General features: G+C 43.3%; 9 protein-coding genes. All 9 read left to right on the top strand.

Annotation, left to right across the window (positions count from 1 at the left end; all coding sequences use genetic code 11):
* Window positions 1–524 precede the first annotated feature (524 nt).
* The 9 genes from nrdD to VOR_RS0114755 all read left to right on the top strand — a co-directional run bounded on the left by nrdD (window position 525) and on the right by VOR_RS0114755 (window position 12,089).
* On the top strand, window positions 525–2,645 hold the full coding sequence (nrdD, locus tag VOR_RS0114795) for an anaerobic ribonucleoside-triphosphate reductase (protein ID WP_010320472.1): 2,121 nt from the start codon (window positions 525–527) through the stop codon (window positions 2,643–2,645).
* A 23-nt stretch (window positions 2,646–2,668) separates the two neighbouring features.
* Window positions 2,669–3,136 carry an anaerobic ribonucleoside-triphosphate reductase-activating protein gene (gene nrdG / locus VOR_RS0114790; RefSeq protein ID WP_010320471.1) on the top strand — a complete coding sequence of 156 codons (468 nt, stop codon included), beginning with the start codon at window positions 2,669–2,671 and terminating at the stop codon, window positions 3,134–3,136.
* A 62-nt stretch (window positions 3,137–3,198) separates the two neighbouring features.
* Window positions 3,199–4,380 carry an amino acid aminotransferase gene (locus VOR_RS0114785; protein WP_010320470.1) on the top strand — a complete coding sequence of 394 codons (1,182 nt, stop codon included), beginning with the start codon at window positions 3,199–3,201 and terminating at the stop codon, window positions 4,378–4,380.
* A gap of 28 nt (window positions 4,381–4,408) precedes the next feature.
* On the top strand, window positions 4,409–5,032 hold the full coding sequence (locus VOR_RS0114780; protein ID WP_010320469.1) for an ATP-dependent zinc protease family protein: 624 nt from the start codon (window positions 4,409–4,411) through the stop codon (window positions 5,030–5,032).
* A 315-nt stretch (window positions 5,033–5,347) separates the two neighbouring features.
* Window positions 5,348–6,295, top strand: coding sequence for an exopolyphosphatase (locus VOR_RS0114775; RefSeq protein ID WP_010320468.1), 948 nt, complete (start codon window positions 5,348–5,350; stop codon window positions 6,293–6,295).
* A 219-nt stretch (window positions 6,296–6,514) separates the two neighbouring features.
* Window positions 6,515–8,365, top strand: a complete 1,851-nt coding sequence (locus VOR_RS0114770) for an extracellular solute-binding protein (RefSeq protein ID WP_029627249.1) — start codon at window positions 6,515–6,517, stop codon at window positions 8,363–8,365.
* A gap of 9 nt (window positions 8,366–8,374) precedes the next feature.
* The gene (locus VOR_RS0114765; RefSeq protein ID WP_010320466.1) at window positions 8,375–9,460 is read left to right on the top strand and encodes a microcin C ABC transporter permease YejB; all 1,086 of its coding nucleotides are present in this window, start codon (window positions 8,375–8,377) and stop codon (window positions 9,458–9,460) included.
* Entirely contained in the window at window positions 9,457–10,500 is a 1,044-nt protein-coding gene (locus VOR_RS0114760) for an ABC transporter permease (RefSeq protein ID WP_029627248.1), read from the top strand. Before VOR_RS0114765 ends, VOR_RS0114760 begins: the two co-directional genes overlap by 4 nt.
* Window positions 10,497–12,089: an ABC transporter ATP-binding protein gene (locus tag VOR_RS0114755; protein WP_029627247.1), complete on the top strand. Its 1,593-nt coding sequence runs from the start codon at window positions 10,497–10,499 to the stop codon at window positions 12,087–12,089. The genes VOR_RS0114760 and VOR_RS0114755 overlap by 4 nt, the downstream gene beginning before the upstream one ends.
* The last annotated feature ends 108 nt before the right edge of the window (window positions 12,090–12,197 follow it).

Genomic DNA, 12,197 nt, shown 5'->3' with positions numbered 1-12,197 from the left:
GAACGTCTGAATGGGTGTAATCATAGAGTGTTATTGAGTAAATTGATTGTAATGAATTGTCTGATCGGTGTAAGTGTTTGTCAGTTTCAACGCATGAAACCGGTGCTTATATAGTGCAGGCTAGCGAAAAATCACGCTCCTTAGCGGGCAATGATCCCTTAATTGATGAGTTAATACTTGCCATTTAGGGCGGTTCTGCTGCTAATCGACACATACCTTTTGATTTTAACATCGCAATCCCTCACTGATCGAATGTGAAGGCTTAGCCCATCAGGTTTGGTGAAATTTCAAGAGGGAAAATCAAAAATTTGCAATTTTCATCGTTTCTTTTCTAAGTGAGATCTACTACCCCAAGATCGCATTGATCTTGTTCAATGCTCGGTTTTTATTGATCCAAATCAATACCCTGAGTTGGGAGTTTTCGTTAAATGCACCACAATATATTGTGTCAGTCGGATAATAAACTGCTCTATATAGTGTGTTTGTGGATAACTCTGTGAGTATGCTAGGGGTAAGGAGAAATGGTGAAACCTATCGTAATCAAACGTGACGGATCGAGAGCCCCGTTCAACCGTGATCGCATTCAATCTGCCGTCGAAAGTGCAGCTGAACATATTGATAAAGAGATCGCTATTTACGCACTCAATGTGGCGTTGGCGGTAGAGCTGAAGCTCAAAGATTACGATGAAGTCCATATCGCCGAGATTCAAACCTTAGTAGAGAACGAGCTAATGCAAGGGCCCTATAAAGCATTAGCTCGTTCATACATCGAGTACCGACACGATCGTGATATCGCGCGTGAAAAGCAAAGTGCTTTGACGCAAGAGATTGAAGGCCTTATCGAAGAAAGTAATGCCGATCTGCTCAATGAAAATGCGAATAAAGACGGCAAAGTTATCCCAACGCAGCGTGACTTACTGGCTGGTATTGTGGCGAAACACTACGCTAAAACCCGAATTTTACCGCGTGATATTGTGCAAGCGCATGAAGAGGGTGATATCCACTATCATGACTTGGATTACGCTCCTTTTTTCCCAATGTTTAACTGCATGCTGATTGATTTAAAAGGCATGCTCACTCATGGCTTTAAAATGGGTAATGCGGAAATTGATACGCCAAAATCAATTTCAACCGCCACCGCAGTGACCGCGCAAATTATCGCTCAGGTTGCGAGCCATATTTACGGCGGCACCACCATCAACCGTATCGATGAAGTGCTTGAACCGTATGTGACAGCCAGTTACGACAAACATTTAGAAATAGCAAAAGAGTGGGATATTCATCATCCCGAAGCCTTTGCTATGTCCCGTACAGAAAAAGAGTGCTACGACGCATTCCAGTCACTTGAATATGAAGTCAACACTTTGCATACCGCGAATGGGCAAACTCCGTTTGTCACTTTCGGCTTTGGTCTAGGGACCAGTTGGGCCTCTAAATTGATTCAACAGTCGATTTTAAAAAATCGCATTGCTGGCTTAGGCAAAAATCGTAAAACGGCTGTATTCCCTAAATTGGTATTTGCCATCAAAGATGGCTTAAATCATAAAGCGGAAGATCCAAATTATGACATCAAACAACTCGCATTAGAGTGCGCAACCAAACGCATGTACCCGGACATTCTCAACTACGACAAAGTAGTTGAAGTGACGGGTTCATTCAAAACCCCAATGGGTTGCCGCAGCTTCTTAAATACCTATGAAGAAGGTGGTGAGCTGATTCACGAAGGGCGCAATAATTTGGGGGTAGTCAGTCTCAATTTACCTCGTATCGCGCTGAAAGCGGGCCGAAATATTGAACAGTTCTACACATTACTCGATAAAAAATTAAAACTGGCTCGGCGTGCTTTAGAAACTCGCATCAGCCGCCTTGAAAAAGTCAAAGCACGCGTCGCACCTATTTTATATATGGAAGGGGCATGTGGTGTTCGATTAAAAGCCGATGATTCTATTGCCGATATATTCAAAAATGGTCGAGCATCTATCTCTTTGGGCTACATCGGTGTGCACGAAACCATTACCGCGCTCTATGGCAGTGATACACATGTTTATGATGATAGCGAATTGCGAGATCGCGCGTTAGATATCATTAAATACCTGAAAGGGGCCGTTAACCAATGGACGGAAGAAACCGGTTACGCGTTCAGTTTGTACGGTACGCCAAGTGAGAACCTCTGCAGCCGTTTCTGCCGTATTGACACCAAAGAATTTGGTGTGATTGAAGGTGTAACGGATAAAGGTTATTACACCAATAGCTTCCATTTGGATGTGCAAAAGAAAGTTAATCCATACGATAAGATTGATTTTGAGATGCCATATCCAGAGGTTTCAAGTGGTGGATTTATCTGTTATGGAGAGTTTCCGAATATGCAGAAAAACGTAGAAGCGCTTGAAAACGTTTGGGATTACAGTTACAGCCGTGTTCCTTATTATGGGACCAATACGCCAATTGATGAGTGCTATGAATGCGGTTTTACTGGCGAATTTGAGTGTACGAGTAAAGGGTTTACTTGTCCTAAATGTGGTAATCACGACTCATCCAAAGTCTCCGTAACCCGCCGCGTGTGTGGCTACCTTGGCAGCCCAGATGCTCGTCCGTTTAACTTCGGTAAACAAGAAGAAGTTAAACGTCGCGTTAAACACTTGTAAGTGATAGTGAGTAACCTGTTGGCATGAATTATCACCAATATCATCCGATTGATGTTGTGAATGGGCCGGGGACGCGTTGTACGCTGTTCGTCTCCGGCTGTGTACATCAGTGCAAAGGATGTTACAACAAAGGGACTTGGTCGCTGCATTCTGGCCACACTTACAATGAGCAACTAGAGCAGCAGATCATCACCGATTTGAACGACATGCGCATCAAGCGCCGAGGCTTATCCTTGTCGGGTGGCGATCCCTTACACCCGCAAAACCTTGCTTCTATTTTGCAGTTGGTTAAACGAGTAAAGACTGAATGTGTGGGGAAAGATATCTGGTTATGGACGGGATATACCCTAAACGAACTCAGTGATGCTCAAAGACAAGTCATTGAATATGTTGATGTCTTGATTGATGGAAAATTTGAACAGGATAAAGCCGATCCAAGCTTAGAATGGCGAGGCAGTGCCAATCAAATAATCCATCAATTTAAACTGTAAAAATTATGTATCTAGTGCTAACTTGAAGGTCATTACTTGAATTTCAAAGGGTTGTGACCTTCATGTTTTCACATTTACCAACACCAACACTCGATCCAATACTTTCATTATCGGTTGCATACCGCAACGATCCTCGCAGCGAAAAAGTTGACCTAGGCATTGGCGTTTATCGTAATAGCCAAGGAGAGACGCCGATTATGCGCGCCATTGCCAAAGCGCAAGAGCACGTGATTGCCACACAAACCACTAAATCGTATGTTGGACTTGCTGGGTGTGAAGAGTTTAACCAAAGCATGGTGAACTTATTATTGTCTGGCACTTCAGTGCTTGATCGTGTGGCTGCGATTCAAACGACCGGAGCAAGCGGTGCGCTGCGTATGCTCGGTGACTTAATGCACGTAGCACAACCCGAAACGACGGTATGGATTACTGACCCAAGTTACGTCAATCATAAACCTGTGATGGAAGCGGCGGGTTTAAAAGTGAAATATTATTCTTACTTCTGTCGCGAGACTAAGCAAGTCGATACTGCGCGGATGCTTGATGATTTATCGCAAGCAGGGCCAAAAGATGTGGTGCTTATCCATGGTTGTTGCCATAACCCAACGGGCGCGGATATTGATTTCGCCGCATGGCAAGCGATCACCAGTCTTGCGCAGAAAAATGGCTTCATCCCTTTTGTTGATGTTGCCTACCAAGGGTTTGGTGAAGGTCTTGAAGAGGATGTGAAAGGGCTGCGTTTTATGGCAAACAACGTCGAAGAGATGTTGATCACCACCTCTTGTTCAAAGAACTTTGGTCTCTACCGAGAACGAACAGGTGCCGCGATTGTGGTCGGTAAAAACGCACAAGATGTGGCGAATGCGAAAGGTAAATTACTAACGTTAGCCCGTTCGACCTACACTATGCCGCCCGATCATGGTGCGGCATTGGTGAAAACTATTTTACAAAATCAAGCATTAACCGCGATTTGGAAGCAAGAGTTAAGTGAAATGCAACAGCGTTTGTTAAACCTGCGTCAAACCTTGTGTAATCATTTGAGAAATCAGCACAATACTTCACAATTCGACTTTATCGAAAGTCACAAAGGGATGTTTACTGTGCTAGGCTTTACTCCAGAACAGATGGCTCAGCTACGAGATCAATACGGAATCTATGGGGTAGGTGATGGCCGAATTAACATTGCAGGCTTATCAGAACAACATATTCCGTATGTTGCTCAAGCCATAGTGAATGTCTCTTAAATATTTATCAGTTTGATTAGGTGGGTCAATGAAACAACACTTGAAACTTATTGCTCTTTTAATGTTGAGTACTGGTTTGATGGCATGCAGCACGCTAAACCAAACCTCAACACAACCAGAGCAAAAGCCAAAAGTTGAAGAGCCAAAACAACAAAATACTGAGGCACAAAAACCGGTTAAAAAGCCCTCGAAAGAGCCAGTAGTTGTGGTCGAGGCAAGGAAAACCTCAGACGGTAAGCTTATTTTAGGTGAAAAAGAGTGGGTCTATGTGCCGGGCTTGAACGAAAGCTTCAAAGCGCGTATCGATACCGGAGCCACCACCTCTTCAATTAGCGCTGTGGATGTTGTTGCTTTTGAACGCGATGGAAATGATTGGGTCAAGTTCAGGATTGAACACGATGACATCAAAAGTGATGAGATAAGTTTACCTGTTGAACGCTGGGTCAGAATTCGGCAATCCAGCGCAGAGGGTACACAAAGACGTGCGGTCGTTATCGCTTGGATTGAAATTGGTGATCTCAAAGAGAGAACCGAATTTACGCTTGCCGATCGTACACATCTGACTTACCCATTGTTACTTGGTCGTAGTTTCTTTAAAGATGTAGCGCTTGTTGATGTGAGCCGTAAGTACATTCAGAATAAACGTAAATAGAGATACCTCGCTTCTTAGCTCAACCTAACCGCCAGCATTTGTTGCTGGCTTTTTCTTACCTCCAATTCCCTAGTTGTAACAGCAGTCTTCATACCTCACTACTTTATTCGATATTTGCTCAATAAAATGATGTGCTGTGTTGAATAATGTTTGAAAACCATTGTGTTAAGTTTGTTAAAAAGACGATGGCGTCTAAAATTAAAACATACCACCTGCATTGGTAAACCTAGAAGGTGTTAACTCAGAATTTGATATACAAAACACTGCTTAAAACCACGCCGAGCAGTGATATGACTGCTAATAAGGAAATTGTCTATGTCTGAGCATCAACAAGCTGAAAGTAAATTTAGATTAGTGACACGCAGTGATTTTGATGGGTTAGTCTGCGCTGTACTGCTCAAAAAACTGAATTTAATTGATGAAATAGTGTTTGTTCACCCCAAAGATATGCAAGATGGGAAGGTGACAATAACTGAGCGTGACATTGTCACTAACCTGCCTTACGTCGCTAATGCTCACTTAATTTTTGACCATCACCTATCGGAAACTATTCGCAATCAAGGTGAAAGGCCGAATCATATTATTGATCCAAACGCGCCCTCGGCCGCGCATGTAGTATGGAAATATTATGGCGGGTTAAACACTTTCCCCACTGAGTGGCAAGAGATGCTCATTGCCGTCGACAAAGGTGACTCCGCGCAGTTTACTCGCGATGAAGTGCTTGATTCTACCGGATGGAATCTGATGAATTTCCTGATGGATGCAAGGACAGGTTTAGGGCGCTTCCATGAGTTCCGCATCTCTAATTATCAATTAATGATGGATCTCATCGATTACTGTGCTAACCATTCAATTGACGAAATTCTCGTGCTGCCAGATGTACAAGAGCGTATTAACTTATACCGTGAGCATGAAATTTTATTTAAACAACAAATCCAACGTTGTGCCAAAGTCTACCAAAATTTGGTCGTTCTTGATTTGACGGGAGAAGAGATCATATATGCGGGGAATCGGTTTATCATTTATGCCTTATTTCCTCAGTGTAATATCTCGATCCACAAAATGTGGGGGTTTCAGAAGCAAAATATTGTGTTTGCTACAGGGAAATCGATTTTTGACCGTGGCTCGAAAACCAATGTAGGCGGGTTAATGCTCAAATATGGTGGTGGTGGCCATCAAGCGGCTGGAACATGCCAAATCGCTCTTGAAATGGCCGAACAAGTAGAAAAAGAGCTGATCAGCCAAATTACCACAGATGGTTAAAGCCAGTGAAGCCCTGCATGGCGGGGCTTTTTATTGCATAGCGGCGTTTTCTATACGTTTCATTCCTAAAAACCACAAAGTTACCTATTCTTATTGCGACTCACCACCTACCAGTAATGCCGAGTTGTTTCGTTATAATTGCAGCTTGGGGTTTCGTAAATCTTATTTTTCTCTATACTTATCCAAGTGACTGAATTATTAATAATTTACTCTGATGGAATGTCGAGAAGTTATCAAAAGAAGGGTTCTAGTATGAGAAAAATTAAGCCTACGCTGTTAGGTGTGACTGTGCTGCTGGTGAGTGCTTTGGCGACTGCGGATGTTGTAGAAACCACAACATTATCTGGCGTTGGGCAAGCCAAATATCCTGCCAATTTTTCTCATTTCGATTATGTTAATCCCAGCGCACCTAAGTACGGTAAAGTAACTTATGGCGAGGTGGGAACTTACGACAACTTTAACCGTTTTGCTTCCCGAGGCGCTCCGGCGGCAGGCAGTGGTGAGCTTTATGATTCACTGATGTTTGCTCCCAGCGACGAAATTGATACCTATTATCCATTGATTGCTTCTAAAGTTCGTTATTCTGATGACTATTCATGGCTAGAACTGGATATCAACCCGAACGCACGTTTTCAAGACGGTAAGCCCATCACCGCGCAAGATGTTGAGTTTACGTTCAACAAGTTCATGACAGAAGGGGTGCCTCAATATCGACTGTTTTACAAAGCGGTTAAATCGGTAGCGGCGATCCATCCTTTAACGGTTCGTATTGAGATGTCAGAACCTAATAGAGAAAAGCTATTTAGTTTGGCTCAATCAACTCAAGTGTTGCCTAAGCACTATTGGCAGGATAAAAACTTAGCAGAACCATTAAATGAACCGCCAGTCGGCAGCGGTCCTTATAAAGTCGTACGTTATCAAACTGGGCAGAGTGTCACTTATGAGTTGCAGGAAGATTATTGGGCTGCCAACTTACCAGTCAGCATTGGGCGACATAATTTCAAGCAGATCCAATACGACTATTACCGCGACGATACCGTAATGCTTGAGGCATTTAAAGCTGGGGAATTTGATATTCGCCAAGAGAGTTCGGCGAAGTTTTGGGCCAGCTCATACACTGGATTGAACTTCGATAAAGGATTCATCAAGAAAGAAGCGATCGCGCATAATAGTCCAGCTTCAACCCAAGGTTTTGTATTTAATATTCAACGAGAAGTGTTTAGTGATCCGAAAGTGCGCGAGGCTTTGACCTATGCGATGGATTTTGAATGGATGAACAAAAATATGTTCTACGATCAATACTCACGAACGCGTAGCTATTTTCAAAACACAGAGTATGAAGCGAAAGGTCTTCCCTCTACTGATGAACTTACTATTCTTACACCACTAAAAGATAAGATCCCAGAACGTGTTTTTACCCAAGAATACCAACCACCAGTGACGGATGGGTCTGGTCGTATTCGTCAACAACTACGAGTCGCTTTTCAATTGCTCAAAGAGGCGGGGTGGGAGCTGAAAGATAAAGTGATGACCCATAAAGAAACGGGTAAAGCGTTTGAGTTTGAGTTATTGATCTACAGTCCGACCACGGAACGCATTGCTATTCCTTTGCAAAAAAATCTAAAACAGCTTGGTATCGAGATGAAGATTCGCTCAGTGGATACCACACAATATCTTAAGCGTTTGCGCGATAGAGATTTTGACATGCTTTCGTCGGCCTATGCGGCGAATCCTTACCCAAGTCCTAACTTGTTGATTATCTGGAATTCAAACTACATCGATTCCACGTACAATCGTGCTGGAGTGTCAGACCCAGTTGTCGACTTCCTCACTGAACAAATTGCCGCCAATCAAGAGCACCCAGAAAAACTACTGTCTTTAGGCCGAGCACTAGATCGCGTTCTACAATGGAATTTTTATCTGATCCCACAGTGGTATCTGAGCCAATATCGTATCGCAACTTGGGACAAATTCGAGCGTCCTAGCGTGATGCCAAAATATGATATTGGTCTTGATACTTGGTGGGTTTCGGAGCAGAAAGCGCAATTGCTACCAGAAAAACGCCGTTAAGAGGATGCAATGACTGCTTATATTTTCCGCCGATTGCTACTAGTTGTGCCCACGCTGTGGGCGATTATTACCATTAATTTTTTTATCATCCAAATTGCCCCCGGAGGCCCAGTTGAGCAAGCGATTGCACAAATGGAAGGGCATGGTGACGGAATTATGGAGCGATTTACTGGAGGCGGCCAAGAGGTGGATATGTCGCTGTCGGCTAACACTGGAGGATATAAAGGTTCCCGAGGTTTAGACCCCGAGGTAGTCGAAGCTATAAAAAAACAGTTTGGTTTCGATAAGCCTCTTCATGCCCGTTATTTTGAAATGCTAAAAAATTACGCAACCTTTAATTTTGGTGACAGCTTATTCAAAGGGGGCAATGTTATTGATTTGATCACTGAGCGTTTACCCGTTTCGATCTCTTTAGGGCTGTGGAGTACTCTGATTATCTATCTTATCTCCATTCCTCTCGGAATTTTAAAAGCCATTCACCACGGTTCAAGGTTTGATGTATGGTCAAGCGCAGTGGTTATCATCGGTTACGCTATTCCGGGCTTCTTGTTTGCGATTATTTTGATCATTATTTTTGCCAGCGGAAATTATTTCAGTTGGTTCCCACTGCGTGGTTTAGTATCAAATAATTTTGCTGATCTGACTTGGTATCAACAAATTGGCGACTATTTTTGGCATTTGGCTTTGCCCATCTTTGCAATGGTGATCGGTGGGTTTGCCACTTTGAGTATGCTAACGAAAAACTCATTTCTTGATGAAATCAACAAACAGTATGTGGTGACGGCTCGAGCAAAAGGACTGGATGAAGGGCGTATTCTTTATCAGCATGTTTTTCGTAATGCGATGCTGATTATTATTGCCGGTTTTCCGAGTGCTTTTATCAGCATATTTTTCACCGGTTCGATGCTGATTGAAGTGATGTTTTCACTGGAAGGTATAGGGCTACTTGGTTTTGAATCGACCATTCAACGGGATTATCCTGTAGTGTTTAGTTCTTTATACATCATGACGTTACTTGGATTAGTCCTCAGCATCATTTCCGATTTGACCTATATTTGGGTTGATCCTCGAATCGATTTTGAGGCTCGTTCATGATGGTAAAAAAAAGGCTGTCCAACCCATTAAACGTATTGCGCTGGCAGGGTTTTAAGTCCAATCGGCGCGGTTTTTATTCACTATGGTTGTTTACGCTTTTATTTGTGGTGAGCCTATTTGCTGAGCTGATTGCAAATGATAAACCCCTTTTGGTTGAGTACGATCAGCAGTGGTTTTTCCCCACCTTTCAACAATATGCAGAAACTCGTTTTGGTGGTGAGTTTGAAACCGAAGCGGATTATACCGATCCTTACGTCATCGATCTGATTGAACAAAAAGGCTTTATTGTTTGGCCATTGATCCCATTTAGTTACGACACCATCAACTTTAATATCAATAATGCAGTGCCGTCAGCACCAGATTCAGTGAACTGGCTTGGAACTGATGATAAAGGGCGCGATGTGCTGGCTCGTATTATTTACGGGTTTCGTATTTCGGTTTTGTTTGGCTTTGTATTAACACTCGTCTCGTCAGCGATAGGCGTTATCGTTGGTGCCACTCAAGGCTATTATGGTGGTTGGCTTGATTTACTTGGGCAGCGTTTTATTGAAGTGTGGTCAGGAATGCCAACGCTTTTTCTGCTGATCATTTTATCGAGTTTCGTCGAACCGAATTTTTGGTGGTTGCTGGGTATTATGGTTCTTTTTAGTTGGATGAGTTTAGTGGGCGTGGTGAGAGCGGAGTTTTTACGCTGTCGTAATTTTGATTATGTGCGGGCTGCGCAAGCGATGGGTGTGAGTGATCGCCGAATTATGCTTCGCCACATGCTACCTAACGCGATGGTGGCTTCTTTAACCATGATGCCCTTTATTCTTTCAGGCTCAGTTACGACTTTAACATCCTTAGATTTTCTCGGTTTTGGCTTGCCAGTCGGCTCGCCCTCTTTGGGCGAATTATTGGCGCAAGGGAAAGCTAATTTACAAGCACCATGGTTAGGTATTTCAGCATTTGTGGTGCTCTCGTTAATGCTGACATTATTGGTCTTTATCGGCGAAGCGGTACGCGATGCCTTTGACCCGCATTCGACAGGGAGAAGATGATGAGTAAAACCGTACTCTCTATCCAAAATCTTTCGGTCGGGTTTGGTCAAAAAGACAATGTTGAACCTGTGATTAAAGCAGTGTCACTTTCTCTCTCTGCAGGGGAAACCTTAGCGCTGGTGGGGGAAAGCGGTTCTGGTAAATCAGTGACGGCGAATGCCATTTTGAAGTTGTTACCGAAAAGTGCTGCTCACTATTTGCATGGGGAGATCTTTTTTGATGGTATCAACACGTTGAACTGTAGTGAGAGGCAATTAAGAGGTATACGAGGCGGGCGGATTGGTATGATTTTCCAAGAGCCAATGGTCTCACTCAACCCTCTGCACAAAGTTGGTAAACAGTTGATCGAAGTTGTTGAGATTCATCGAGGACTAAGAGGCAGCAAAGCACGTCAGTTGGCCATTGCATGGTTAGAAAAAGTGGGTATTCGATCGCCAGAAATTAAGATTAATGCTTATCCACATGAACTTTCTGGGGGAGAACGCCAGCGCGTCATGATTGCGATGGCTTTGATCAATGAGCCTGAATTACTGATTGCTGATGAGCCAACCACTGCGCTTGATGTTTCTGTGCAGGCGCAAATATTAGATCTACTTAAAAATCTGCAACAAGAACTGGGCATGGCCATGTTGTTCATTACTCATGATCTCAGTATTGTTAAACGCATCGCTGATCGCGTTGCAGTGATGCAAAATGGGCAAGTGATCGAGGTCAATGATGCCAAAACGCTGTTCTCATCACCCTCTCACTCTTATACCAAAAAATTGATTGAATCCGATCCTCGAGGTTTGCCCGTTGACGTAAACCCTGACAACCCAATTCTAGTACAGCTCCAGCATCTCAACGTCTGGTTTCCCATCACTGGCGGCTTATTCAAGCGCACGATCTCGCATATTAAAGCTGTCACCGACATGCAGTTTAAGCTTAAAAGAGGACATTCATTAGGAATTGTTGGCGAGAGCGGTTCGGGTAAATCGACCACTGGTATGGCGATACTAAAATTAGTCCATTCGGAAGGCTCGATTTGTTACGACAATAATGAGCTGCAAGGGTTAGATAGGAAAGCTATGCTACCTTATCGCAGCAAGATGCAAGTCGTTTTTCAAGATCCATTTTCAGCACTGAATCCGAGAATGTCGGTGGCGCAGATTATTGGTGAAGGGTTAGAGGTTCATAGCCGTTATGATCGACAAACTGTTGAACGAATGATTTGTGATGTGATGCGAGAAGTTGAACTCGACCCAGCCACTCGCTACCGTTATCCCAATGAGTTTTCAGGTGGACAACGACAACGTATCGCGATTGCTCGGGCATTGGTGCTTAAACCTGAGTTCATTTTACTTGATGAACCAACTTCTTCTTTAGATCGTACGATTCAAGCGCAAGTGTTGGATCTGCTTAAATCGCTGCAACAAAAATATGGGTTAACGTACTTGTTCATTAGCCATGATTTACATGTGGTGAAATCATTATGCCATTACACTATGGTGATGAAACAAGGTGAAGTCATTGAGCAAGGTGAAACGCAACAGCTGTTTCTCAATCCTCAACACCTTTATACCCAAGAGCTGATTTCTTTTTCTTATTAAACATCACGCTATACTATGCGGTTCATTGATATCTATGTTGGCATGCACTTGTTAATTTTTTATAAAACAAAGGGTTATGATTTTAGCGTATGCGCCCCATGATCCCAC

Origin of the sequence: Vibrio ordalii ATCC 33509 (assembly GCA_000257205.1) — a bacterium.
Taxonomy (GTDB): Bacteria; Pseudomonadota; Gammaproteobacteria; order Enterobacterales; family Vibrionaceae; genus Vibrio; species Vibrio ordalii.
The sequence above is the reverse complement of the archived record's forward strand: the minus strand, read 5'-3'. Positions and strand labels throughout refer to the sequence as shown.